The organism is Halalkalibacter alkalisediminis, assembly GCF_028610705.1.
In the GTDB taxonomy this organism is placed as follows: domain Bacteria; phylum Bacillota; class Bacilli; order Bacillales; family Bacillaceae_D; genus Halalkalibacter; species Halalkalibacter alkalisediminis.
Map to the genome: position 1 here is coordinate 413984 of NZ_JAQQWT010000002.1, position 25979 is coordinate 439962.

Here is a 25979-nt window from a genome sequence, read left to right on the forward strand (position 1 = left end):
GGTAATTATATCCATTTTTTTATTACAAAGAAAATGAACATGGAGGGTTTATCATGACAAACATTATTAGTAGTAGTAATCTCGGCTACCCACGTATCGGGGAGAACCGCGAATGGAAAAAAACGCTTGAAGCTTTTTGGTCTTCCACTATTTCTGAGGATACTTTTCTAAAACAAATGAAAAATTACCGTTTAAATTATCTAAAAAAACAAAAAGATTTGGATATTGATTATATTCCTGTTGGTGATTTTTCTTATTATGATCACGTCCTTGATACGGCTACGATGTTTGGTTTAGTTCCTAAACGCTTTGAGTACTCAGGTGGACCCGTTTCGTTAACAACATATTTTGCGATGGCTCGAGGAAATGAGCATGCCCACGCTTGTGAAATGACGAAATGGTTTGATACGAATTACCATTACATCGTTCCAGAAATAGATAATAATCAAACTCCTATGTTAGTAGAAAACAAACCTCTTCAAGCATTTCTTGAAGCAAAGAATGAATTAAACATGATCGGTAAGCCCGTGATACTAGGACCATTTACTTTTTTAAAGCTGTCTAAAGGATTCAAGCAAGATGAATTTGCAACGATCTTAAATCGCCTTGTACCTATTTATATACAGATATTACAAGAGCTTGAAACAGCAGGTGCGTCACTTGTACAGATTGATGAACCAGCTCTTGTTACTGATATGACAAAAGAAGAAATGAAGCTATTTTCGACGGCTTACGAAACAATCACCAGTCAGGTTCTGGGACTAGATCTCATTCTTCAAACTTATTTTGAATCCGTTACGCACTACGAAGAATTGATTCAGATACCCGTTAAAGGCATAGGACTTGATTTCGTTTTTGGAAAAGAGGAAAATCTCACATCCATCCTTACATACGGATTTCCCAAGGATAAAATATTGGGTGCAGGTATCATCGATGGCCGTAACATTTGGAAAAGTGATTTAAATGTTACTCTTGATCTTGTTCGCAAGCTTAACGACTACGTCCCTTTTGAACGTCAGATTCTTCAGCCTTCCTCAAGCTTGATTCATGTTCCCGTCAGTTTAAAACATGAAACTCAACTTGAGCCGCTCGTTAAAAATGCATTAGCTTTCTGTCTTGAAAAATTAGAGGAATTAAAACTGTTAAAAGAAGTAGTCAGAACCCCGACTCCGGCTAAAATGCACGAATTATCATTACATCATCAAACATATAATGAATTAGCAACATCCAAATGGCGTAAAGAGAAATCTCAAACACATTTACCAAACCAGAGAACCCTACCCTTTATACAGCGCCAAAATTTACAGCAGAAAAAGTGGAACTTGCCCCTACTACCTACTACAACCATTGGCAGCTTCCCGCAAACAAAAGAAATTCGTCAGACTCGGGCTAAATGGCGAAAAGGAGAACTTACAAATGAAGAGTATGACATTCAAATTAAAGAAGAAATCAAAAAATGGGTTGCGATTCAAGAAGAGATCGATTTAGATGTATTCGTACATGGTGAATTTGAACGAACTGATATGGTTGAATTTTTTGGTGAGAAGTTAGCAGGCTTCACTTTTTCTAAGAATGGTTGGGTCCAATCTTATGGTTCACGTTGTGTCAAACCACCTATTATTTACGGAAATGTATCTTTTTTAGAAGCGATGACAATAAAGGAGACTTTATACGCACAATCGTTAACAAACAAACCCGTCAAAGGAATGCTTACTGGTCCAGTCACGATTTTAAATTGGTCGTTTGTCCGTAACGATATTCCTAATGAAGAAGTCGCTTTTCAAATTGCTGAAGCCTTATTAAATGAAGTGCAATTATTAGAAGATGCTGGTATTACGATGATTCAAGTTGATGAGCCTGCTTTAAGGGAAGGGTTGCCATTAAAACAACGCAAGCATGAAGCATACCTAAATTGGGCAGTTAAGGCTTTTCGTACCACTACCTCTGCAGTAGCAGATTCGACTCAAATTCATACACATATGTGTTACTGCGACTTTGACGAAATCATTGATTCAATTTACGATTTAGATGCTGATGTCATCTCCATTGAGACTTCAAGAAGTCATGCGGAACTTATTTCAGCATTTGAAACAACTGTATATAACAAAGGTATTGGGCTTGGGGTATATGACATACACAGTCCCCGAATCCCAAGTGAACAAGAAATGCTTTTGACTATTGAACGAGCCTTGTCTGTACTCTCTCCTTCTCTTTTCTGGGTCAACCCAGATTGTGGCTTGAAAACACGAACAGAGGTCGAAACGATAGCAGCTCTTAAAAATATGGTAAAGGCAGCTAAAAAAGCACGCGCTTTAACCGTAGAAGTATAATAAAAACCTGTTCAATGGAATATCTATTCTCTACAGAGGAGTTGGTTTTAAAGTGAGATATGAACTCGTCTACTTCCTGCAAAATATGAATGATGAAAAAGTAATTGCTGCTTTTATTAAGAAGTTGGATGCGAAAAGTTTGACGATCTTGTTTCAATATCTTGCTTTAACGGATGATAATACCCAACAAAAATGGGTACATATTTATCAAAACTTGTTTTAAAAAGATGAAAATCTGTTTTTTAAACAAAGAAGGACAATCTTAAAAAAATAAGATTGTCTCTTGTTTGTTTTGCATTCCATATATTTTGATATCGCTACTTGTTCGGAATAAAGAAAGAAAACGTTGTCCCTTCATTTACTTTACTGTGAACAGAAATATGACCATCATGGGCATCAATAATATTTTTAGCTATCGCAAGTCCAAGACCTGTGCCCGAGCGTCCCCTTGTTCTCGCTTTATCTGCTTTATAAAAGCGTTCAAAGACATATGGCAAATCAACTTCTGGAATTCCAGAGCCTGTATCTTTCACATCGAACTTAATTCCTTCGTCATATTGACATACCGCTAGTGTGACTTGACCGCCTCTTTCTGTATGACGGATCGCGTTGTGAAGCAAGTTGGTTAACACTTGATCAATACGATCAGGATCACAGGTTATAGTGGTTATTTCATTACTATCAAGTGATAGTGTTATATCCTGTTCCCTAGCTAAACCTTGAAACTTACGAACAATTCGTTCACTAAACGATTCGACTTCAACCGTTTCAATATTTAGCTCAACATGACCTGCTTCCATTCTAGCCATATCTAATAACTCATTAACCAATCGGCCCATCCGCAATGACTCGTCATAAATAATTTTGGCGATCTCTTTCTTCTCTTCATCAGACCCGGCAATGTCATCAATAATGGCTTCACTGTATCCTTGGAGCATCGATATAGGGGTCCTTAGCTCATGCGAAACATTCGCAATAAAGTCTTTTCTTAACTTATCATGCCTTCGCTCTTCCGTCATATCACGTAAAACGGCAACCGCACCCCTTATTTCATCTTGGTCGTATAAAGGTGTGATCAGAATCGTCCAACTTCTTCCTTGTATTTCCACTTCACTCATTTGTTCTTTTTCAAGAAGAACGACTTTTTCAAATAACGTTTGTAACGTATCAGGTAAGATTTGATCGACATCATCATTCATTCCTTGCTCATAATACCAAGACTGGATAAAACGCTCAGCCGGTGGATTCGTTAATACGACTCGACCCTTTTTGTTTAACGTGACAACACCGTCTGCCATACTGACTAAAATACGAGCAAGCTGTTCTTTTTCTTGATTAAGTGCATGAATGTTGTTGTTTAACTCACGACCCATTCGATTAAACGCAATGGCAAGTTGGCCAATCTCATCGTGAGTTAATATCGGAATCTTTGTTTTAAATTTCCCTTGTGCGACTTCTAAGGCCACTTGACGCATTTTGCGAAGAGGGGCTGTAATTCTAGATGAAAGAAAGAAAGCAAAGATCGTCGTTAAAACTATGGCAATTCCAGCTGAAAAATAAATAATCTGTCGTGTTTCATTGGATGCCTCTTCAATGGCTGAAAGCGATTGATATAAAAATAAAGCACTATCCTCTACGTTGTCAAGTTGCAATGGAATTCCAACTATCATAATCTCAGATAGAAACTCCTCACCATTACCTGTAAATGGAAAGTCCCCTTCTGTCATCACAACCTGCTCTCCTGAAAAAACTTGCGATAAGGTTTCATCTGTAAAAAAAGTATCGAGTGCGACTTGATGTGCTTCAGCCTCATCTGAACTCCAAACTTTTTCACCTTCGACTAAAAAAATGACATGCATATCGAAAGCTTCGGTATACTGGAAAATGGTATTTAACGCATCACTTTCCGAACTATACTCTTGATAAATAGACGAAATCATAACCGCATGGTTTAAAAGGCGCGATTCCGCTTCGTTTACATGAAAACGTTCAAACGACTGCAACAACAAAACCATTAGTACGGTTAGTACAACAGATACTAGAAGCAAAATGGTAATCCAGAGCTTCCCTACGACACTGCGCCAAAACATTATTACTTCACAGCCTCAAATTTATAGCCAATGCCCCAAACTGTTGAAATCATTGATGCCGCCTCAGGTGAGATCTTATTTAGTTTTTCACGTAGTCTCTTTATATGAGTATCTACTGTTCTTAAATCACCAAAGAAATCATAGTTCCAAACATCTTTTAAAAGTTGCTCACGAGAGAATACTTTATCTGGAGACTGCGCTAAATAATGTAACAATTCATACTCTTTAGGCGTTAAGCTAATTTCTTGATCTGAAACTGTCACACGATGAGCGTCGTTATCAATCATTAAATGTTGAAAAACAAGAACATCCTTCGCCTGTGTTTCCGTATGCAAAAACTTAGTGGACGAAGAACGTCTTAGTAACGCCTTTACCCGAAGTACAACCTCTCTTGGGCTAAAAGGCTTTACAATGTAATCGTCTGTCCCAACTTCAAAACCTTGAACCCTGTTTGCCTCTTCTCCTTTTGCTGTTAACATCATAACAGGAGTTGCTTTCGTTTTACGAAGTTCTTGACATACTTCGATCCCATCCATTCCAGGCATCATAATATCAAGTAAAATAAGATCATATTCATCCGTTAAAGCCAATTCTAGGGCTTGTTCACCGTTTTCTGCTTCTTCCACTTCATAATTTTCACGTTCTAAATACATTTTTAATAGTCTACGAATTCGATCTTCATCATCCACTACTAAAATACGCGCTTCTTTTTCCATCTTTACTTCCTCCTAATTAAGGTCTCTTATATGTAGTCTAACACGAATAAGTTGCGAGAAAAACTAAGGCCTATCAGCTTATTTTTCCCTATCCTACTTTAAGTAATGAGAGTAGGTAAAGGATTACCATTAAAAAACTTCCCCGCAATTTCAGATTTTATAATCAGCCTTTTGAATAACTTAAGGCACGTTCATTCTATATCTTTGAAAAAAACCCTCGCATGCAGCGAGGGTTCGTATCATCAAGCGTACGAGTGAAGACCCGCAATAACAAGGTTTACAAACACTAAGTTAAACATGATGATCGCAAAACCGATTACACATAACCAAGCTGACTTTTCTCCATGCCAACCTTTTGACAAGCGTAAGTGTAAGTATGCCGCATAGAACAAGAAGGTCACTAGCGCCCATACCTCTTTAGGGTCCCACCCCCAGAATCTAGTCCAGGCGATTTGCGCCCAAATCATCGCAAAGACAAGACCTCCAAGTGCAAAAACAGGAAACCCAATCGCAATAGCACGATAACTTACTTCATCTATAGCTTGCGGGCTCACACCTTTTAGGATTGGTTGAATGGCACCACCGATTCGTTTACGTAGGACAAGACGTAATAGCCAATAGATAACCAAACCAGAAAGTAGAGACCAGATAACCGTATTAAGATCATTTGCGACTATGATCGCCGGGGCATCAAATAATGGTGTCATTTTTCCTTCTGTTAAAAGCTGACCTTCGTTAGGACCTACTAAAGCCGGTAAGTTGTAAACCATTTCAGCTTCAATGCCATTTTCATTCACATAGGCAAATGTAGATTCATAATTCATTGCATTAAAGATCGACCCCATTAAAATGAAACCAACTAAACTGATAATCGAGTACATCACCATTTCAAGTGCTCGTGTTTGTTTATTTGTTTTCGTAAAGTCGAGCGTCCTAATCAAATAGATGAGGCCAGCAACGAATCCAATTGATAAAATTCCTTGTCCAAGCGCTACTGTAATAACATGTATTTTCAACCAATAGCTTTGTAAAGCTGGAATAAGCGGTGCTACTTCTCCAGGGAACATGGAAGCATACGCAATAATGAGCATGACAATAGGCATGGTAAACATTCCAAGATAATTAGAACGATAAATAGCATAGATAATAACAAAAGCAAAACCAATCGCTATTCCAAGGAACGTCATGTATTCAAACATATTACTTACCGGCGCATGACCAGCATGTATCCAGCGAGTAATGAAATAGCCAAGTGAAAAGATCGAGCCTAAAATCGATAAAATATATCCAATTAATCCCCAACGATTTCCGTTCATTTCCCCTTGTTTGTTACGCCATTTCTTTCCTGTTATTGATACGGTAAAAGTAATTGTCGCACCAAGATAGAGGAAAAAAGCAATAAATAGTAGATTTCCACTAATTGCTCCCATGATAAAACCTCCTGACAAAAGGAAGGGAATACTCACTCACATTCCCTTTCTCCTCTTATTAACCTTCTATTTTTTTCAATTCTTCTTGCTTGGACTCTTCAGCCTCAACCTGATCAATCGGTGAGGAAATTTCCGTCTCAGCAATCGCATAATCAATATCTTTACGTAAAGCAAGATAATTCTTATTCGTATGACCTGCAATCCAAACCTCACCATTTATACGTTGTAACCAAATGCGACGATGAGACCAATACGAACCTTGTGTTAACCCAATCATGAAAATAATTCCCCCAACAATTAAGAAAGGAAGCGTATAATCTCTTCTAACGACTAGTCCAGTTACGTGTTTCGTATCTACGTCAATAAACGTCATTTTATAATTATTTTCACCCATAGGTTCAAGATTCGTTTGAATTCCAACAAAACTCACTTCTCCTTCAGGTGTTTCTGGAGTATACATATCAAAAATAAACACCGGATTGTCCGGAATTTGCGAACGAGTGGACGGGACATTCGAACTATTTAAGAAATAATCAGGAAAATACTCTCTTATTTCAATTCGATAGCCTTCTCCTAAATCATAAATTCGTTCTGGATTAAAGAGATTCACATCAATACGTCCAGTTGTTTCACCCGTTGCTTTATTTTCAAGTGTAAAACTCATTGTGTTCAATTCATGGAGTTTATAATCTACTTGATAAAGAGCAAAGCCATCAAATTTAAACGGTTCATTGACACGAATCTTATGGCGATCAACTTCGACTAGTTCACCTTCGCCAACTATTCCAGTAGATTCACTTTCATACAGTACCGCATCCGTTTGATAGGTTTTTACAATCTGACCACCAGCCCGTTGCATGGCTTCTCCGAAAATCTCATCATCTTCATCATATAATTCGACGAGAAATTCCTCGTTACCAATATGATATTGTCCATTCGTCCCAGGGACAACGGTCGTTTCCCCTTCACGAACCCAGACATTTTCATCAATATACATTCCAGGAAAATAACGAAGCATACAACCAATTAAAAAGACGATTAACCCAATATGATTAATATAAGGACCCCACCTAGCAAAACGTCCCTTTTCAGCAACGATGTTTCCATTTTCTTCTGATAGATTGTATTTCTTCTCTTTCAATTTTGCTTTAGCTAGTTCCAAAGAATAATCAATGTCTTGGACTTTAGACGTTCCATACACACGTTGTCTTTTTAAGAAGTTAGCATGCCTAGTTACCCGCTGCGTTTTTAAAGCGCGGTATAATGGAAATACGCGATCCCAACTAGCGATGAAAATCGAAACACCTAATGCTGCAATTAAGAGCATATACCACCATGAACCATATAAATTATGAAAACCTAACTGATAGTATAATTGTCCAGTAATTCCGTATTCATCGACATAGTATTGTGCTGGATTCACAGTCGGTGGGATATACATTTCCTGCGGATAAATGGTACCAAGTGCTGATGCGAGAAGTGTCAGCACGATCAACCAAATTCCCACCTTTACTGAAGAAAAGAACATCCAAATTTTATCAATAAATGTCGTTGTGTACGTTTGTGACCGGCGGGCAACGCCTTCATATTTCATATCGAGTAGCTGTTTTTGATTTTCTTGATCATCAAGAGGTTTGCCACACGATTCACAAACGATCGTTCCTTGTGGATTTTCATGCGTACATTCACATGTGATTTTGTTCATTCTCGTGCACCTCAATTATGTCCCGGGTTTAATCTCTTCCATGAAGTCTCGAACCATTTGCTCTGTCATTCCACCTTGATGCACACGCACAATTGTTCCGTGTTCATCAATTAATATCGTTGTTGGTAATGGCGAAATTCCATACGCATCGATTACGTCTCTTCCCTTATCAATGGCAATCGGAAAAGTAAGCCCGTAACGCTCAGCAAAACGTTCAACCGTTAGTCCTGGTTCAGCTGCGTTTACTGCAATAATTTCTACACCCTTTTCTTTATACTCGGTGTATAACTCTTCCATAATCGGCATTTCTTTTACACATGGTGGGCAATAAGTACCCCAGAAATTAAGAAATACCCCTTTTCCTTTTAATCCTTCAAGCTCAATACGTTCCCCTTTTAGATCATTCAGAACAAAGTTGACTGAAGCCTCACCAGCTTTGGCGACACTTCGGTCAGCAATAAAGTTTGAGTAAAACGTATAGGCAAGAGCAATTGCGATAACAGCCAGAATGCTCGATCGCATTATTAGGCGTTTTTGTTTCAACAAACTCTCCCCCTTTTTTGAATCAACCAATTTAAAGCAATTTTCTCTATTATAACGTTAGAAACATCACAATTTATGATTGCTTTATGACGGTTTCGTGACAGCTAATTCACGTAAATGTTTCACTTCAATTGGCTTAAGAGTTCTAGCATCACCAGGGTTTAAACCACGTAAATTCAGAAAGCTATACTGTTCACGTTTTAGTTTTAATACGGGGTGATCTATCGCATCAAACATCCTTCTTACTTGTCGGTTTCTACCTTCATGAATAGTAAGTTGAATGATTGACGTTTGCTTTTTCTTATCAATCGACATCACTTTCACTTTTGCGGGGGCAGTCTTTCCATCTTCAAGCATGACTCCATATTGCAGCTTTTTCAACGCTTCTCTTGAAGGGATCCCCTTCACTTTTGCTACATACACTTTTTCAATTTTAAATTTAGGGTGCATAAGCATATTCGCAAATTCTCCATCATTTGTTAATAAAATTAACCCAGAAGTATCATAATCCAATCGACCTACCGGGAAGATTCGTTGTTCGATTTCTAGAAAATCAGTCACAACCGTTCTTCCTTTATCATCACTCACACTAGAAATCACTCCACTTGGTTTATAGAGTAGATAATAAACAGGCTCTTCACGGTCAATCGGGACACCCTCAACTTCAATTTCATCCTTATTAGGCGTTACTTTTACTCCAAGTTCACGCACTACTTGTCCATTTACTTTTACTTTTCCTTCAATAATAAGCTGTTCTGCCTTGCGCCTTGATGTAATACCGGCTTGGGCAATCACTTTCTGTAACCGTTCCATCTCTTTCACCTCATGTCCCATCATACTCTTTCAATTATGAATTCTCAAGCCTAAGAGGGCCTCCTCATATGATTACCGTAAAAAACATTTTAATTTGAATAGTTAGTTTATTCCTGTCGATAATTCGACACGCTCATTTTCTAACAACAAAACATACCCGTTTCACTTGAAAAATCACCGTTACCATAGTTTAATCAGCTGCATTCATTCTGCAATTTCCTTACACCCTCTTGTTTTTTGGTTGTATCGGACATAAGTTACTTTGTTTCTCAAACTGATAAGAATTAGACTGTTCATTATCAGTATAGCTGAACTAATGTCCGCTAAACTCTATTATTAGATCTATTTTGATTGGATAACGGAACCAGTGTCCGCTAAAAACTAAATGACTCCACTCTTACCTTTCCTATTCAAAACCAAAAGAGACCAAATCGAATTTGGTCTCAATCATTCTTTACTAGTAGAAGTTCTCCGTTTAAATACCCAAAGAGATGTACTTCGTTTCTAAAAATTCCTCAATCCCGTGATGGCCACCTTCTCTACCTAATCCACTTTCTTTAAAGCCTCCAAACGGAGCTTGAGCTACTGCTGGAAGTCCATCATTGACACCGACAATTCCATATTCTAACGCCTCGCTCATTTTTATTGCATGAGATAAATTTTGTGTATAGAGGTAGGCTGCTAAGCCAAATCTCGAATTATTGGCACGCTTAATAACTTCTTCTACTTTTGAAAACGTTGCAACAGGCGCAAGAGGTCCAAACGTTTCTTCATTCATACAAACCATTTCATCAGTTACTCCTGCTAGAACAGTTGGCTGGTAGAAGAGTCCAGAAATAAGGTCTCCTCCAACTAATACTGAAGCACCTTTTTCTTTCGCATCACGAATTTGATCTTGTACTTTCGTAATCGCATCTTCATCAATGAGCGGTCCAATCTCTACCCCTTCTTTCAACCCATCTCCAACAGAAAGATCTCTCACTTTCTCAATGAATTTAGCTAAGAACGGGTTCATGATATCTTCATGTACATAAATACGATTGGCACAAACGCATGTTTGACCAGCGTTTCGGAATTTTGATGCCACTACCCCTTCGACAGCCAAATTAAGGTCAGCATCGTTCATTACGATAAATGGTGCATGCCCCCCAAGTTCTAAAGACACCTTTTTTACTGTATCTGCCGCCTGTCTCATCAGAAGTTTTCCAATTTCAGTGGAACCCGTAAATGTAATTTTCCTTACTCTTTCATCACTCATCCAAGTCGAACCGATCTCTTTAGGGTTTCCCGTCACGACATTGATAACGCCATCAGGAATACCTGCTCGTACAGCTAATTTAGCTAAATAAAGAGCAGTAAGTGGTGTTTGTTCAGCAGGTTTGATAACAGCTGTACAACCAGCAGCTAAAGCTGGTGCAATTTTTCGCGTGATCATGGCCGCAGGAAAATTCCAAGGCGTAATGGCAGCCACTACACCCACAGGTTGTTTTTGTACTAGTATTCTTTTATTAGGAAAGGATGCGGGAATCGTTTCCCCATAAATTCGTTTTCCTTCTTCTGCATACCATGAAATGAAACTATTTGCATAATTCACTTCTCCGAGAGCTTCTTTTAAAGGTTTCCCTTGTTCTATAGTCATTAGTTTTGCTATCTCTGCTGCTTCTTCATTAATTAATTGATGCCACTTAAGAAGCAACTCACTACGTTCAAGCGCCGTTTTGGCTTGCCAACTTGGAAGAGACTCGTAGGCTGCATCGACAGCTTGTCTTGCTTCAGATTTCCCTCCATTAGGAACGCTTCCAATCACGTCTCCAGTAGCAGGGTTTGTCACTTCAAATGTCTCTTTTAGCGAGAGCCATTTTCCGCCAATTAATAAATCCCAACTCTTCATAACTTTTCTCCTCCTAGGAACAATTTGAGAATAATAGATGTACAACAAAGCTGGAATCGCTAGCGATTTAACAGCTAGATAATTGTAGATCTGTCTACTAATCTGTAACCTCTTCTTTATTTTTTCAAACGATAATCAAAAAATCAATGAAAAAAATGGAGATTACTCTCTAGTTTTATGCTTAGAATGAGAACAGGAAAGCAGACCTTTATCTGCTTTCCTACATACCGAATACATACGTTACAATGATAATGGAAGCAACAATACCCACCACGTCGGCTAACAAACCAACTTTTAAGGCATCCCCCATTTTCTTTATCCCCACCGCTCCAAAATATACGGTCAGCACATAAAACGTTGTATCCGTGCTTCCTTGCATCGTTGAAGCCAATCTTCCAATAAATGAATCAGGTCCATGCGTGGCAATTAAATCGGAGGTCATTCCTAAAGCTCCCGTTCCAGAGATTGGACGTATCATAGCTAACGGAACGATCTCTGATGGAACTCCGATTGCCTGCAAAGCTGGCTTCATAAATTCAATAATGAAATCCATTGCACCGGACGCTCGAAAGACGGAAATGGCGACGAGCATTCCAACGAGATAAGGAATAATGGAGATCGCCATTCCAAAACCTTCTTTTGCTCCTTCTACAAACGTCTCGTAGGTGGGAACTTGCTTATACGTACCATACATCAGTACAAAAGCAATTAAAACTGGTATGAACCATATTGAAATGACGGTGATCCAGCCCATTTAAGCTCGCCCCTTCCTCACGCGTCTAAAGTAAAAGTATCGATCGATTAGTAATGCTCCCAAAGTCGAACATGTCGTTGCTAAAAGAGTGGTCCCGACAATTTCTGTTGGCGAAACGGAACCATAACTCATCCTGATGGAGATAACTGTAGTTGGAATCAATGTAATACTCGCTGTATTAATGGCTAATAACGTAATCATTGATCTGCTAGCTGAGTCTCTTCCCCCATTTAGGTCTTTCAGTTGTTGCATGGCCTTTATTCCCATTGGGGTTGCTGCATTCCCAAGCCCGAAAAGGTTCGCTGTCATATTCGATAATATATAACCCATTGCAGGATGATTAGCTGGAACCTCAGGAAAAATGCGTGTCGCAATAGGTCTCATCAATTTCGCTAATAGATTTAAAAGTCCACCCTCTTGTGCAATTCGCATAAGTCCTAACCAAAATACAAGAATACTAATTAACCCGAGACAAATGGTGACAGCATCTTTTGCCCCTGCAAAAATAGCTTCATTTACCTCTTCCATTCTGCCATTTACCGCTCCAAATCCAATGCCTATGACAAGCATCGCAACCCATATTTTGTTAATCACTACTTCTCACCCCTATAGTGAAAGAAAAAAAGTCAATGAATCTAGCCCAAAACCCTTTCTTTTCTTGCACTTCTGGAGCTTCGTATAATAATGGGATTTGACCGATAAGCTCATTATTTATTTTGAACTCAACTTTCCCGACTGGTTGGGGTGGGATATAATTTTCTGAACGAGTATCTCCTGGCGGGCGATACAAAGTAATTTCTTTATTAAGTGACTCGAGTTCAGAGTTGGTTAAAGGGTATTCAAACGAATAAGGGGCAAATACACGATCCTTATAAAACTCATCTTCTATTTCAGATAGAGTCCCTTCTTCTACTAACACATTCATGGAAAATGTATCAAATGCCCAGTTAAACAAATTCATATGATCATGCCAATCACTTGGGGCATTAAGCGTTACTGCAATTAAATCAGTGCCTTCTTTTTCAGCTGTTGATACGAGCGTTCGTTTCGCGCGCTTCGTATACCCTGTTTTCCCACCTGTTGAATATTTATAAAGCTCGGTTAACAAACGATTCTTGTTACGCCATACACGAATTTGCTCACCGTCCACACGGTAACTTTTAGTTGAAGATATTTCGCGATACAATTCACTATCCATGGCGTATTGTGTTAATAGCGCCATATCATAAGCACTTGAGTAATGATCTTCATGATCATCTAGACCATGGGGATTTTGAAACATCGTGTTCACCATACCAATTTCTTTTGCCTTTTCATTCATTAAATAAACAAAGCCTTCTAAACTTCCACCGACATGTTCAGCAATGGCTACGGCAGAATCATTTCCACTTCTAAGCATCAGACCATATACTAAGTCTTCTAATTTGATCTTCTCACCAGCTCTTAAATAAATGGAAGAACCTTCTGTACCTTCTGCCCTTGTAGAAACTTTGACCATTTCATCCATTTTTTCCGATTCAATTGCCAGAATAGCTGTCATAATTTTTGTGATACTCGCGATCCTTAATGGTGTTTTCTCATTTTTACCGTATAATATTCTTCCCGATTCCTGCTCGATAAGGACAGCAGCCTGAGCAGAAACAGAGAAATTTCGTTGCTCAGCATGAGCATGTAGCGGTACTGTGACAATAAGTAAAAAAGCAATCAGTATAAGTGCAAATTTCGTTCCCATTTTGATCCCCGTCCTGTCGTATTAATGTAGTCTCATGATGTGAAACGTTGTGCTTGTCTTTTCTTCTCTTACTAGCAATGTCTATGCAGGACAACCAATGTTATGACTGAAACATAAACGAATTACTAATGAACTTGCTTGTTTATCTTTCCTAAATTAGGAAATAATGATTAGATAATTTCGTAAGGGAGAGGACGGATTTATAATGTTATTAGAACTTGCTAATATATCGGGGCGTATCTTAACCATTTTCCCTCTTTTACTTGCAACAACATTATTTATGGGAAAGAGATCGATCGGTCAGGTCCCTATTTTTGATTTCCTCATTTTTGTTACGCTAGCAAGTGTCACTGGAGCTGACTTAGCTGACCCTTCTGTTAGCCATATTCATACAGCCTTTGCAATTGTTGCAATTGGTCTCTTTCAAAAAGCGGTTGCAAAGATCGCTCTAAAAAGACGCAAATTAGGAAAATTAATCACGTTTGAGCCAACTGTTGTGATAAAAGACGGGCAATTATTAATTGATAATTTACAATCAATTCAATATACAATTGATAATATTTTTCAGTTACTTCGTCAGAAAAATATATTCGATATAAATGAAGTCCTGTTAGGTGTTATTGAAGCAAACGGGGACATTAGTGTTCAAAAAAAGCCCGAGAAATCAGCTCCTAGCATTGAAGATTTAGGGATTAAAAAGAAAAGTAGTGGTATGTCCTATCCCGTTATCATTGAAGGAATGATGCAAGAAGAGATTATAAAAGAACTCAACATAACAAAAGAAATCCTTCGTTTGCGTTTGCAAAACGAAGGCATCGTTCGTATAGAAAGTATTTTTCTTTGTACGATGAATGACGAAGGGAAGCTACACCTCGCTTATTCACGAAAGGACGAAAAACATCAACGCATTCAACACTGATATGGCGTTTCTTTCAATAAAAGGTCAAATACTCTAACTTATTAGTTCTATTTCTAAAATGGTAACAACACAAATTAAAACATTCCCAATTCATTTTTTGGGAATGTTTGCATAACCAAGCTATGTATATACTACTCTTTTAAATATCCACTCATATCATCTAACAATTTATCCATTTGCTTGGCATATCCATTGTACATCTCCTTTGCATTTTTATTTTCAGTTTGCAAAGAAAAATTCACTAAGTTCGCCTGAAGCTGTTTAATATTGGCAGCAACTAATAACTTTTGCTTAACTTGTGGCATTTTCAACGTATCGTTATACAGGTCAACATAAACATTTCCCATCGAATCAATTTGAGCGAAAAACACATCTGGAAAATTCTTTGCTCCCTGCTTCATGATTTCACCTAACAACCATTCTTTCGTATAACCATATTCACTCAAACTTCTTTCCATAACATTCCCATCTATAATGACAATACGGGGTTCGCGTTCCTGTTCTGTTACCTTCCCCACATCCTTTGGCGTTAATGGCTGCAGTTCGGTTTTTTTCATTACACTAACTTGTCCATTTTTCTCCATAACAGCTGTTTCGACTTCGGAAAGTTTGAATACATCCTTTTGCCTTAAAGCAATCATAAGTTCATCTACCGTGAAATCTTCCTTTTTTAAACTTTTCTCAAGAATTTTACCATTCTTAATTAAAATTCTCGGTGTGCCTTCGGTCAATGTTCGAAAGCGAAATGATTTTAACTCCATTTTGGATATGAGAACAGGGATGATTGTCCAAATAATCATCCCAAGAAGAAAATTGGACATTCTTACCTCTGTACCGAACGTTAATTCCGCCGCTATACTCCCAATTGAAATTCCTACAACATATTCATAAAAGGTCATATTTCTAAGATGTTTCTTTCCCATAAGGCGAGCCAAAGTTAGCATGAAAGTAATTCCGACCACGCCTCTAAACAAAACAATCCCTAATTCATTCACAAAACCCCATCCTTATTTCATACAATGTACTATTTTTCTATTATTGGGCAAACTATATCCAAACATACTACTTAAAAATAATTAAAAGGAGTGTTAACGTGACAAGAATAAGCAGTGCTTTTGGATTATTGCTGATATTAACCTTCTTTTCAGGTTGTAATGTCGGGAATATCGTAAAAACGGAAAAAGATGAATTTTTATTTAATAAAATCAATGAGTTGCAACATCAGATTGAACAAAAAGAATGGGATGAGGTACGCTCAAACATTACCGAATTTGAAAAACAATATGCGCAACGAAAATGGAAGTTGCAGCTTTTAGCAGCACTGTCTGATTATAAAGACATTGAATTAGAAGTTGAATTGCTTAAAGAAAATGTGAAAGATGAGGATGAGGTGGAGTCTTTGATAAGATTACGACAAATTCACTACCAGCTAACTGTAATCTATAATATGTAAAAGATATAGAAGGACTAACTCAAAAATTTGAGATAGCCTTTTGTTTGGTGGGAGGTTTTCAAACTTCATTATCCATTTTAAAACTTGGTTCTTCCTCCTCCATTTTCTCCATTCGTGTTTCTAACCCTTCAATTATTTCTTGAATCTGTGCCGCAGCTTGGCTATACCTCTCTTTAGCTACCTCATCTTTCGTTTGCAAGGCAAATGTTTCAAAATTTGCTTGTACACTTTTCGCGTTTGCTAAAGCTTGCCTAACTTGTGTTCCTACTGTCACTTTAAACGCCTCCTTTAACGAGCACTATCCTTATACTTTCCCCGTAAGATCATTTTATTTACCCTATAGAACCCACTTCCTAAATAGACCTAGGCGGCATTTTCTTATCGTTATGTTGCCTAATAAGGTTAGTATAAATTTGTATTTTAAATCATAGAGGGTGAAAATGGTTGTCTTCCTAAATGAGCATGGATGGGTTTTATTTATTCTTTCAAAAGGACTAACTTGGTTAGCTGCGCTGTTGTTTTTAATCAGCCGATACCGGCTGAGAATAGATCGCCTGAAAGATCGACAATGGCTATTTCTTATACATACGACTACTTTATTTGTTATTCACCTTGCTTGGTTGATGATAGATAGCAAGGCATCTAATCAAAGATTATTTTTAATCAATGATTGGATTCAGCACCCACATCATGGTTTTTTAATAATCCGATTTTCAACATCATTAGTTATGTGTGGAGTATTTTATATGTCTTTGATCTATACTTCTTTCTATTTTGTTCGTTATTTTGCTGGATTAGGCACCTTAGAAATACATAAATAAGAGAAAAAAACAGTAGCAAAATCCTGCTACTGTTTTTTCAAGTATATTATTGGTTATTTTTAAATTGTGGTTCTTCTTGAAGAACTTGCTCATAGCGTGTTTGTAATTGTTGTACAATGTTTTTTTGCTGTTGGGCTAACTGTTGAAACGTTTGTTTAGCTTGCTGATTTTCTGTTTCTAGACTGAATTGCGTTAAACTTGCTTCAACACTTTGTGCAGAAGCTAATGCCTGTTGAATTTGAGTTTGAACTGTCATTTACTGGTCTCCTAGAAAGTAAAAATGTAAGCTTATAAAGGTTAATATGTCTAATTGAAATGATCCTATACAGCCAATAACTTCCATAACTTATATAAAAGGATATACTATATAATATAACAGTAATTAAAGACGGATATATGAGTGAGTTGAAAGATCATCATTTTAATAAGATTTTCTTTACCTGTGCTATAAAAAATACTGAGTCATGAGTGATATCACTATAGAAAAAAATACGGCTAATCCCCTATATTAATAGAAAAAACATAAAACTATGAATAGTCAAGCTGCTTATGTAGGGCTGTTTTAGCCATTAAATGAGAAAATGGCTTGTTAGATAAAATGAATTCATCTATACAATCTAGATTTGTATTTGAGATGTGGTCTTCATCTAAAATTTCAACTATGATATAAACATCAGCGTTTTTCTCTTGTGCCAATTGTTTAATGGTAGACGCAATTAATAAGGTCTTCCCATCTCCTGCCACCTCATCGATTATATTATCAGGTACAAAAATACAAATGGATTCTGCATGCAATACATTTGCTCTTTGAAGTGTATCTATCTTCGTTACGTTTCCTTGAACATAATGAATTTGATCATGTTGGCACGGAGAATTGTTTAATTGGTCTATTAAGACAATCTCAAGTTTTGGCTTCTTGTTTAATATTTCTTCAATTGTTATTTTCGTTTTTTGAGACCAATTAATCATAATCATATGATTTTTCCCTCTATAACCCATTATTTCTTTCTCCTTTAATTCTTCATAATTATTTAGTAAGTCTACCCACTTAGCAATAATGATGGCAAAAAAGCCCACTCCTATAAGGTATAGTAAGACTGTATAAAGCCTGCCAAACATGGTTTTAGGAATATAATCGCCAAAACCGACTTGTGAGATAGTCGTCATCACAAACCAAAAACCGTTAAGGGGATTTTTAAATTCATCCGGTTCTAATAAATAAATAATAAATGAACTTAAAATAATGAAAACAACACCTATTATCATTAATTTCCAATGTTCTATATTAATTGTTTTTTGAAGTACTTTTTTAATGAGCGCTATTAACATTTATTGATAGCTCCTTGATTAACCGACTAGTTTACCTTATTGATTTTCCTTATTTAACAGGTCCTGTTTTTCTTTTCCAAATAAACTTAACTTACCGTTTGGTTCCAGAAAACCGTGTTGTACCTCGGAAGGGGATCGAAATCCATTAACTCGTAATTCCTCACTTAATTCATTTTTGCTGATTCTGGCTTTACGTAATCCATTCATAATAATTGAGCCATTCTCAATCACCTTAATTGTTTTCCCCGCTATAAAACTTTCAAAGACTGTACTTTTAAGAGACAACCAACTAATAATTATTTGGGCGATCACCAATGCAAAAATAGCGACAACTGAAATCCATGGATTTAAATCAGGGTCTGATAGCGGTTTAGCAATTAAAGCACCAATGGCAATGGCCACAACCAGATCAAAATCGGTTAATCTTCCAACTGCTTGACTACCCATCAATCGAAATGCCGTAAGCCCAACAGCGAACATTCCTAATGCTTTAGCAAATGATATTATATATTCCAACACTTACCCCTCCTTTTTATTTACTCAATGGATTCTAACTTAAAGACAGTATTCCCAAATAAAGCATGATGCAACAAATTGATTACACTAAGACAAAAGAAAATTGAAATTCACTAAAAAATCCCTTCGTGAATTTTGCAAAACGAAGGGATAAGGAGGTATATTCTAAATGATAACTAAAAACATGCACCTTGTAATTAATTGTACTGTCAACTAGTTATGATTTTGTATAGGGTGATACCATTTCATGAACATGCTTCATTTGTTCTGCACACCACTTATACATCTGTTTAACTTGAGCATTTTCAGTATCAAGTGCAAATAACTCCATATCCGCTTGTGCTTTTTTGATACTTGCCTCAAGCAATGGTAATTCAGTTGGTTGTGGCACTTGGAGAATATCGTCAAATAAATCGAACGTTAATTGGCCATATTCATCTATTTGCGCCAAGAATACATTTTCTACAATGGCATCCATCTTCTTAAGCTCTGTTTTTAGCCATTCCTCACTTAAACCCCGTGTTGATAAAGGCTCATGAAGAATCTTCCCATCCATAATCACCGTTTCTGGTTCTTTTATAGGTGGAACCTGATGATGGAGCATTTTCGCCGTTATAGGCTGTTGCTCTTTTTTTACCAGAACATTTAATTCACCGTTTCCCTCAAGAACAGCGAATTCTACATCTGCCACTTGAAACACTTGTTTTCCACGAAGCTTACGAAGTAATTCATCTGTTGTTATATGTTGTTTTTTCATATTGTCTTCTAGGATTTTCCCATCCTTCATGATCGGGATCCCTTTCCCATAAATCACAGTACGGAATGATGCATTTTTCAAACTTAACATAAGGACTCCAAATGTCCCTCCGACCCAGATGAGTAAAGCAATCAATAAGTAAGAGATTGGAATAGCTAATTGAATGGACCCAATTGCTAGAATGACGGCGACTGAGGCGATAAGACCAAATTCTAATTGGGATGTCTCACCAATCGGCTTTCTTACAAATAATCTGGCGATAGCGAAAAATAACAAAAAACCAATAAAACTACGAAGTGCAACCTCAATCCACCCTTGCATCTTAATCCCTCCTTTCTAAGTTTCTTGATACTCGGGCTCTTCAAATTCAATTTGCCCCTTTCTTTTTTGAATCTCTTTAATAATGGTCCTTGTTTTTAAGGCACTTTGATGAAAAGCTTCCCTTGCTTCTCGCTCCTCCGTTTTTACAGCAAGCGACGAAAGAATAGCATCAATTGATTGTAATGATATAAGTAACCCTTGAACCTGACTACCTACTGTCATATTTTCACTCCTTATCCTTTTGGTTTAAATACAAGAGAAGCGATAAATCCAAAAATGATCGCTGCTGAAATCCCCGCACTTGTCACTTCAAAAATTCCCGTTAACACACCAACTAAACCATTCACTTCTGCTTCCGCCATCGCCCCGTGTACAAGTGAATTACCAAAACTCGTTATAGGAACTGTCGCACCAGCACCAGCAAAATCAATTAATGGTTCATACAAGCCAAAACCGTCCAATACCGCGCCAGCAACTACGAGTGTACTCATCGTGTGAGCAGGGGTCAGCTTTAATACATCCATTAATATTTGTCCAATTACACAAATCAAACCACCGACTACAAATGCTGATAAGAAGATCATAACTGTTCACCCACTTCAATTGAAACGGCATGAGCGATACATGGAATCGTCTCTTGTTGTTGAAAGGATAACGGTGAAAGTAACGCCCCTGTAGCAACAATAAGCATTCTCTTTAATTCTCCACGTTTCATTCGGTTTAATAAATGCCCATACGTTACAGACGCTGAGCATCCTGGACCACTTGCCCCAGCAAAAACTGGTTGTCCTTCTCGATAAATCATAAGGCCACAATCTTGAAACGTATTTTCGGGCAACTCTAATCCTTTTTGTTTTAAAAGCTCTTTTGCAATTGGAAGTCCAATCTCTCCTAAATCTCCTGAAGCAATTAGATCATAATGATCTGCCGGAAGATCACGGTCTCGAAAATGAGAAATAATCGTATCTGCAGCAGCTGGTGCCATAGCTCCTCCCATATTAAACGGGTCCGACAATCCCATGTCGATAACTTTGCCTATTGTTGCAGAGGATACTACAGGTCCATTTCCCACATGAGAAACGACTGCCGCACCTGATGCTGTTACGGTCCATTGAGCTGTTGGGGGTTTTTGCCCCCCGTATTCGGTTGGGTATCGAAATTGCTTTTCCGTTGCCGCATTATGACTTGAAGCAGCCGTAACAATTCGCTCTGCCCCTTTTGCATTTACAATGAAAGCTGCGAGCGCTAACCCTTCCATAGATGTTGAACAAGCACCAAAGAGACCTAAATAAGGAATGGCTAGTGTTCTACTTGCAAAGCTAGAAGGGGTAAGTTGGTTAATTAAATCTCCTGTAAACATAAATTGAATATCTTCATTTCTTAACTCAGCCTTTTCAATTGCCGTTGTAACTGATTCTTCCAATAATACTTTTTGAGCTTTTTCATAAGAGTCTTGTCCGATCCATAAATCATCATGTAGTAAGTCAAAATCGTCTGCTAATTCTCCGTTAGCTTCAAAAGGCCCACCAACAGTTCCCGTAGAAAGAATGACAGGATAATTTTCAAATTCCCATGTTTGATGACCTCTTAGCATTTTATAACCCTCCCCACTTCACAAGTATTGTTTTTATGATCGCGATAAAAAAGGCTGCTACCGTACCAAACACAATAACAGATCCCGCGAGTTTAAACATTTTCCCACCTACACCAAGAACATATCCTTCTGTTCGGTGTTCAATGGCTGCTGAAGCCACTGAATTCGCAAATCCTGTAACAGGTACTGCTGTACCAGCACCAGCAAATTGTGCAACTCGATCATACACTCCAAAACCGGTTAAAAGAACAGATAAGAAAATCAAAGTTGCAACTGTTGGATCTCCAGCTGTTCGCTGTGTAAAATCAAAAAATGTATAATAAAACACATGTAAACCTTGTCCTATTAGACAGATAACCCCCCCAACAAAAAAGGCTCGAATACAGTTTTTCCCTACTGGTCGTTTTTTTTCATATTTACTTGCTAATTTTTGATATTGTTCTTGTGCAGGAGTAACATTTTTCTTTTTACTTGTAGACATTCCCTTTCACCTCTTTTTAGCCTCTCGTCATTTCATCAAGTTCTTTCAACCGTTGCTTTAACCGTTTTTCACTAATCGTACGTTCTTTCAACTCTTGCTCCAGTTTTTCTAATTCCATATATATCTTTTGATCTGTAGAAACATGAACAGTAGCGTCTGGATACCTCTTTTTCACTGCGTCATGACCATATTTACGAATTTCCTTTAACCTGAAACGATCAAAATGTTTGACTTTTGGAGCTAAGTAAATATTATTTTCATCTGATACTCCTTTAACCTCAGTAACTTCCTCCATAGAGAGGATGATTTTTTTCGCTTCATCGGCTTGTTCTTGATCCAATACTGCGTTGGTTGAAAGTTGTAAAGGCTTAATATCTTGTTGGGGTTCTGCCATTTGACAGCTACATAAAATGCATAAAACAAGTAACCCTTGAATAATCCCTTTCATGGATAGCTCTCTCCTTTCAATAACTATGTACAACTGACACGAGCCTAAAAACGACTCGTGTCCAAGAACTTTTACTGTTTATATTGTGGCTCTTCTTCCTCAATTTGTTGTAATCGAGGTGCTAACCCATCTACTACACCTTGTGTCTGTTGAGCCATTTGTTGAAAAAGCTGCTTCGCTTGCTGATTTTCTGTCTCTAGAGCAAATGTTTCTAGACTAGCCTGAGCACTTTTTAATCCTGCTAATGTTTGCTTCATTTTTGCTGCAACGGTCACTTTTCATCCCCCCAATTTTTTAATACATGTTGAATAAGCTTTCCACCTTAGGATTGGAGAATTTGTACAGAACTATTAGAAACAAATTTTGTAAAAAAGGCCATTATGCTACACTGAAGGTTAATAACAAATAGGGGTTGTTAATAAATGTTCCTTACTTGGATTAACATAATCGCTCTTTTTACAACTTTATGACTCATATTCATCCTCTTACTAAATCAACGACAACTAAAAAACAAGCTTATACACATTCAACATCCTCTTAGAGACCTATCTCCCTTATCGAAATGAATCATTACTTACAAGAAAAAATACGCGAATAAAGAAAAGCACAGCTGTTGATTTATCAGCAACGCGAGGCGATTGCGAAACAACAAAGAGGTATTTTTCCAAAAGCAATTGAGATCTATCATCTATCCACTTTCATGATTCAGACCTTGTAGCCTTATTTTCACCGAAACAAATGTTAATTATTAAACAATACTTGACTGAGGTAGAAACCTATCTATTAACGTATTGATTGACGGCAGATCGTAGTGGTTTTTAAAGGTCGCCTCGATGATCGTAATTCCGAAACGGCATTGCTTCAACAAGCTTCAAAGCGATTAGTGCATAAATTAGATCAATGGCTCATTCAACTAAACTCACCCTCATAAAATCTTGTATTTATGTACACAATAAACTGAAATGTTATATGGAACAGAGGGGTACAAGTGTGAATACTAATTTTCTTTCTTTAACGCTTGAGTTGTTTGTTGGTTTTTTTGCACTCTTAGTGATGACGAAAGTCTTAGGGAAAAACCAAATCACTCAGTTGACTCCCTTTGACTTTATCTCTGCGCTTGTATTAGGAGAACTTGTTGGAAACGCCATTTATGATAAAGATATTGGGTTGCATTATGTTCTTTATGCAGTAGTAGTTTGGGGGACATTGATTTACGTGATTGAGATGATCACCCAGAAATTACGCGGGTCAAGACCATTGTTAGAGGGAACTCCAACCCTTGTCATTTCAAAAGGAAGAATACAATATGATGCATTACGAAAAAACAAGTTGGATTTAGACCAACTTTTACACCTTCTGAGAGATAAAGGTGTTTTTTCTATACGAGAAGTGGAATATGGGGTCCTTGAAACCAATGGAGCGATTAATGTTCTACGTAAACACCCTTATGAGATGCCAATAAATCGCGATTTACAAATGGCTCCTAAGTCTGTTGAGTTTCCCGTATTACTCATTCTTGATGGGGAGATTATTCCTGAAGGGTTAGTTAAATTAGACAAAGAAACAGCTTGGCTGAAGAACGAGTTGTTTCATCTTGGGATTCCTGGTCCCTCAGATGTCTTATATGCAGAATGGTTAGAAGGAGAAGGCCTGGAAATTCAAACGTACTAGTTAATAGGAAGGTGATACGAGATGAGAGCAATCATTGTATGGATTCTTATTGGCTGTCTACTAGTAGGATGTGGCGACAATCGTCCTGAAGGAGCAACGTTAGTACAGTCAACAAAAGCAGATCCTTTAAACGAAAAAAAGGTGATCGTTGTTTTAATCGATTCTATGACGAAACCAGTAATTGAAGAGGGCATGAAAAATGGTGCGCTTCCTGCTTTATCCTATCTAATGGAAAGAGGCTCTGTTTCCCATGATCTAGTAGCTCCATTTCCATCTATGTCAGTACCGATTGAAACGACGATCATTACTGGAACATCACTAAAAGAACACAAGTTGCCTGGTCTTGTTTGGTACGATTCAGAAGCTGATACACTCATTGACTACGGTTCAACACTCGTTAAATATTGGAAACTGGGAATGAATGATACACTGATGAATTCCCTCGTTCATCTAAACACGAATCATATTTCACCACAGACAGAAACCATTTATGAAAGTTTAAATCAAAAAGGATACTCCTCAGGTGCCGTTAATATGCTTGCTTATCGTGGAGATGAGACTCATACAATCACTTTACCAGTCTATGTAAAAACCCTACTCCACGTAAACGGTAAAATGGAAACGAAAGGCCCTGATCTTTTAGCCTTCGGACAAGCGGTACAACCTAAGGTTATTCAAGGAAAAAATGTTAAAGATAGCTTATATCAACGCTTCGGCTTAAATGATTCCTTTTCTGCTGAAGTGACCGAAACACTCATTAAAGAAAAACAACAACCTGATTTCTTAATGGTGTTCTTTCCCGATTATGACAAAGACGCTCACACTCACGGTCCTGTAAGTATTGAACACTTTGCGAACACGGATCTGCACTTACAAACCATTCTCAACGCATATGAAAGTTGGGAGCAGGCATTAGAAGAAAACATTTTTGTAGTTATGGGGGATCATGGTCAAGATTTATTAAAAGAGAAAAAAGAAGTGGCGGCCATTGAACTAGAACCATTGCTTGATCCATTGGTCGTTGCTCCACTTCTAGATGAACCCAGTAGTGGAGATGTTGTGATCGCCAATAATCATCGGTCTGCTTATTTGTATCCTACTACGGATGTGATTCATTACACAGATATTGCTGAAAGACTTCAACAAGATTCACGGATCGATCACCTTGCATGGCTCGAGGAAGAAGAACTTATTCTCTACCAAGTCGGTACTGAGGGTGTTCTTCGAGTAAAAGAAAATGGCGATTGGACCGATTCTTATGGACAAACTTGGACGATTGACGGCAATCATCAAATCGCTGACATCACATTAAACGATAATCAAACGATTACATTTGGAGATTATCCAGACATCTTCCATCAACTATATAGTGCTCTTAACAGTCACCTTTCAGCTATGGTCGTTACCGCCAGGCCAGGACATGTTATAAGTTCTGAAGGGTCGCCTGTTCATCAAGGCGGTGGCGAACACGGGGGATTACACAAAAACGATACACTTACCTCTATTATTATTTCCGGTACAGACAAGGAATTAGAAGATCATCGGATGGAAGCTTTAAAAGAGTTTTTCATTGAGTTACTTGAAGACCAAAACTAATCCATTTTCAAGCGTTTAGCTAAAAAACAAGCTAGCTAAAATAACATTCATCTTGGCTAGCTTAATCCT

Annotated in this window: 29 protein-coding genes; 7 read left to right on the forward strand and 22 right to left on the reverse strand. The window is 37.7% G+C overall.

What is annotated here, in order from left to right; translation table 11 throughout:
- Positions 1–53 precede the first annotated feature (53 nt).
- Positions 54–2330: a 5-methyltetrahydropteroyltriglutamate--homocysteine S-methyltransferase gene (gene metE, locus PQ474_RS04585; RefSeq protein WP_273840849.1), complete on the forward strand. Its 2277-nt coding sequence runs from the start codon at positions 54–56 to the stop codon at positions 2328–2330.
- Between the two features lie 52 nt (positions 2331–2382).
- Positions 2383–2553, forward strand: a complete 171-nt coding sequence (locus tag PQ474_RS04590) for a hypothetical protein (RefSeq protein ID WP_273840850.1) — start codon at positions 2383–2385, stop codon at positions 2551–2553.
- Positions 2554–2647: 94 nt separating this feature from the next.
- Here the strand turns inward: PQ474_RS04590 and PQ474_RS04595 are convergent, their stop codons facing one another.
- From PQ474_RS04595 to PQ474_RS04640, 10 genes are all read right to left on the reverse strand, one after another.
- Positions 2648–4420: an ATP-binding protein gene (locus PQ474_RS04595; protein WP_273840851.1), complete on the reverse strand. Its 1773-nt coding sequence runs from the start codon at positions 4418–4420 to the stop codon at positions 2648–2650.
- A 2-nt stretch (positions 4421–4422) separates the two neighbouring features.
- Positions 4423–5136 carry a response regulator transcription factor gene (locus tag PQ474_RS04600; RefSeq protein ID WP_273840852.1) on the reverse strand — a complete coding sequence of 238 codons (714 nt, stop codon included), beginning with the start codon at positions 5134–5136 and terminating at the stop codon, positions 4423–4425.
- 242 nt (positions 5137–5378) lie between these two features.
- Positions 5379–6566, reverse strand: a complete 1188-nt coding sequence (gene ccsB / locus PQ474_RS04605) for a c-type cytochrome biogenesis protein CcsB (RefSeq protein ID WP_273840853.1) — start codon at positions 6564–6566, stop codon at positions 5379–5381.
- Positions 6567–6624: 58 nt separating this feature from the next.
- Positions 6625–8271 (reverse strand): cytochrome c biogenesis protein ResB, encoded by a 1647-nt coding sequence (resB, locus tag PQ474_RS04610; protein WP_273840854.1) that lies wholly within the window; start codon positions 8269–8271, stop codon positions 6625–6627.
- A gap of 15 nt (positions 8272–8286) precedes the next feature.
- Positions 8287–8814 (reverse strand): thiol-disulfide oxidoreductase ResA, encoded by a 528-nt coding sequence (resA, locus tag PQ474_RS04615; protein WP_390186519.1) that lies wholly within the window; start codon positions 8812–8814, stop codon positions 8287–8289.
- 84 nt (positions 8815–8898) lie between these two features.
- Positions 8899–9627 carry a pseudouridine synthase gene (locus PQ474_RS04620; RefSeq protein ID WP_273840856.1) on the reverse strand — a complete coding sequence of 243 codons (729 nt, stop codon included), beginning with the start codon at positions 9625–9627 and terminating at the stop codon, positions 8899–8901.
- Positions 9628–10102: 475 nt separating this feature from the next.
- Positions 10103–11518, reverse strand: coding sequence for an NAD-dependent succinate-semialdehyde dehydrogenase (locus tag PQ474_RS04625; RefSeq protein ID WP_273840857.1), 1416 nt, complete (start codon positions 11516–11518; stop codon positions 10103–10105).
- A gap of 220 nt (positions 11519–11738) precedes the next feature.
- The gene (locus PQ474_RS04630) at positions 11739–12272 is read right to left on the reverse strand and encodes a spore maturation protein (RefSeq protein WP_273840858.1); all 534 of its coding nucleotides are present in this window, start codon (positions 12270–12272) and stop codon (positions 11739–11741) included.
- Positions 12273–12866 carry a nucleoside recognition domain-containing protein gene (locus tag PQ474_RS04635; RefSeq protein ID WP_273840859.1) on the reverse strand — a complete coding sequence of 198 codons (594 nt, stop codon included), beginning with the start codon at positions 12864–12866 and terminating at the stop codon, positions 12273–12275. It abuts the gene before it with no gap.
- Positions 12859–14004 carry a D-alanyl-D-alanine carboxypeptidase family protein gene (locus PQ474_RS04640; protein WP_273840860.1) on the reverse strand — a complete coding sequence of 382 codons (1146 nt, stop codon included), beginning with the start codon at positions 14002–14004 and terminating at the stop codon, positions 12859–12861. Before PQ474_RS04640 ends, PQ474_RS04635 begins: the two co-directional genes overlap by 8 nt.
- A 205-nt stretch (positions 14005–14209) precedes the next feature.
- Here PQ474_RS04640 and PQ474_RS04645 point away from each other — a divergent pair, with 205 nt between their 5' ends.
- The gene (locus tag PQ474_RS04645; RefSeq protein WP_273840861.1) at positions 14210–14923 is read left to right on the forward strand and encodes a DUF421 domain-containing protein; all 714 of its coding nucleotides are present in this window, start codon (positions 14210–14212) and stop codon (positions 14921–14923) included.
- 131 nt (positions 14924–15054) lie between these two features.
- On the opposite strand, the gene PQ474_RS04650 is transcribed toward PQ474_RS04645, so the two are convergent.
- The gene (locus PQ474_RS04650) at positions 15055–15918 is read right to left on the reverse strand and encodes a DUF421 domain-containing protein (RefSeq protein WP_273840862.1); all 864 of its coding nucleotides are present in this window, start codon (positions 15916–15918) and stop codon (positions 15055–15057) included.
- A gap of 98 nt (positions 15919–16016) precedes the next feature.
- Here PQ474_RS04650 and PQ474_RS04655 point away from each other — a divergent pair, with 98 nt between their 5' ends.
- Positions 16017–16376, forward strand: a complete 360-nt coding sequence (locus tag PQ474_RS04655) for a DUF4363 family protein (RefSeq protein WP_273840863.1) — start codon at positions 16017–16019, stop codon at positions 16374–16376.
- A gap of 58 nt (positions 16377–16434) precedes the next feature.
- On the opposite strand, the gene PQ474_RS04660 is transcribed toward PQ474_RS04655, so the two are convergent.
- Positions 16435–16650 carry a DUF1657 domain-containing protein gene (locus PQ474_RS04660; RefSeq protein ID WP_273840864.1) on the reverse strand — a complete coding sequence of 72 codons (216 nt, stop codon included), beginning with the start codon at positions 16648–16650 and terminating at the stop codon, positions 16435–16437.
- A 166-nt stretch (positions 16651–16816) separates the two neighbouring features.
- Between PQ474_RS04660 and PQ474_RS04665 the strand changes: the two genes are divergently transcribed.
- Positions 16817–17197: a hypothetical protein gene (locus PQ474_RS04665; RefSeq protein WP_273840865.1), complete on the forward strand. Its 381-nt coding sequence runs from the start codon at positions 16817–16819 to the stop codon at positions 17195–17197.
- A 46-nt stretch (positions 17198–17243) separates the two neighbouring features.
- Here PQ474_RS04665 and PQ474_RS04670 read toward each other — a convergent pair whose 3' ends face one another.
- From PQ474_RS04670 to PQ474_RS04715, 10 genes are all read right to left on the reverse strand, one after another.
- Positions 17244–17453, reverse strand: coding sequence for a DUF1657 domain-containing protein (locus PQ474_RS04670; protein WP_273840866.1), 210 nt, complete (start codon positions 17451–17453; stop codon positions 17244–17246).
- Between the two features lie 272 nt (positions 17454–17725).
- Positions 17726–18526, reverse strand: a complete 801-nt coding sequence (locus PQ474_RS04675; RefSeq protein ID WP_273840867.1) for a potassium channel family protein — start codon at positions 18524–18526, stop codon at positions 17726–17728.
- A 36-nt stretch (positions 18527–18562) separates the two neighbouring features.
- Positions 18563–19042: a DUF421 domain-containing protein gene (locus PQ474_RS04680; protein ID WP_273840868.1), complete on the reverse strand. Its 480-nt coding sequence runs from the start codon at positions 19040–19042 to the stop codon at positions 18563–18565.
- Between the two features lie 217 nt (positions 19043–19259).
- Positions 19260–20120 carry a DUF421 domain-containing protein gene (locus tag PQ474_RS04685; protein WP_273840869.1) on the reverse strand — a complete coding sequence of 287 codons (861 nt, stop codon included), beginning with the start codon at positions 20118–20120 and terminating at the stop codon, positions 19260–19262.
- A gap of 15 nt (positions 20121–20135) precedes the next feature.
- Complete coding sequence (locus PQ474_RS04690) at positions 20136–20342, reverse strand: DUF1657 domain-containing protein (RefSeq protein WP_273840870.1); 207 nt, start codon at positions 20340–20342, stop codon at positions 20136–20138.
- A gap of 11 nt (positions 20343–20353) precedes the next feature.
- Entirely contained in the window at positions 20354–20704 is a 351-nt protein-coding gene (gene spoVAE, locus PQ474_RS04695) for a stage V sporulation protein AE (RefSeq protein WP_273840871.1), read from the reverse strand.
- Positions 20701–21714 carry a stage V sporulation protein AD gene (gene spoVAD, locus PQ474_RS04700; RefSeq protein WP_273840872.1) on the reverse strand — a complete coding sequence of 338 codons (1014 nt, stop codon included), beginning with the start codon at positions 21712–21714 and terminating at the stop codon, positions 20701–20703. Before spoVAD ends, spoVAE begins: the two co-directional genes overlap by 4 nt.
- A gap of 1 nt (position 21715) precedes the next feature.
- Positions 21716–22195 (reverse strand): stage V sporulation protein AC, encoded by a 480-nt coding sequence (gene spoVAC, locus PQ474_RS04705; protein WP_273840873.1) that lies wholly within the window; start codon positions 22193–22195, stop codon positions 21716–21718.
- 16 nt (positions 22196–22211) lie between these two features.
- Entirely contained in the window at positions 22212–22643 is a 432-nt protein-coding gene (locus PQ474_RS04710; RefSeq protein ID WP_273840874.1) for a YhcN/YlaJ family sporulation lipoprotein, read from the reverse strand.
- Between the two features lie 71 nt (positions 22644–22714).
- Positions 22715–22918, reverse strand: a complete 204-nt coding sequence (locus PQ474_RS04715; RefSeq protein WP_273840875.1) for a DUF1657 domain-containing protein — start codon at positions 22916–22918, stop codon at positions 22715–22717.
- A 715-nt stretch (positions 22919–23633) separates the two neighbouring features.
- Between PQ474_RS04715 and PQ474_RS04720 the strand changes: the two genes are divergently transcribed.
- Positions 23634–24314 (forward strand): DUF421 domain-containing protein, encoded by a 681-nt coding sequence (locus PQ474_RS04720; protein WP_273840876.1) that lies wholly within the window; start codon positions 23634–23636, stop codon positions 24312–24314.
- A 21-nt stretch (positions 24315–24335) separates the two neighbouring features.
- Positions 24336–25910, forward strand: a complete 1575-nt coding sequence (locus PQ474_RS04725; RefSeq protein WP_273840877.1) for an alkaline phosphatase family protein — start codon at positions 24336–24338, stop codon at positions 25908–25910.
- Positions 25911–25979: the final 69 nt, after the last annotated feature.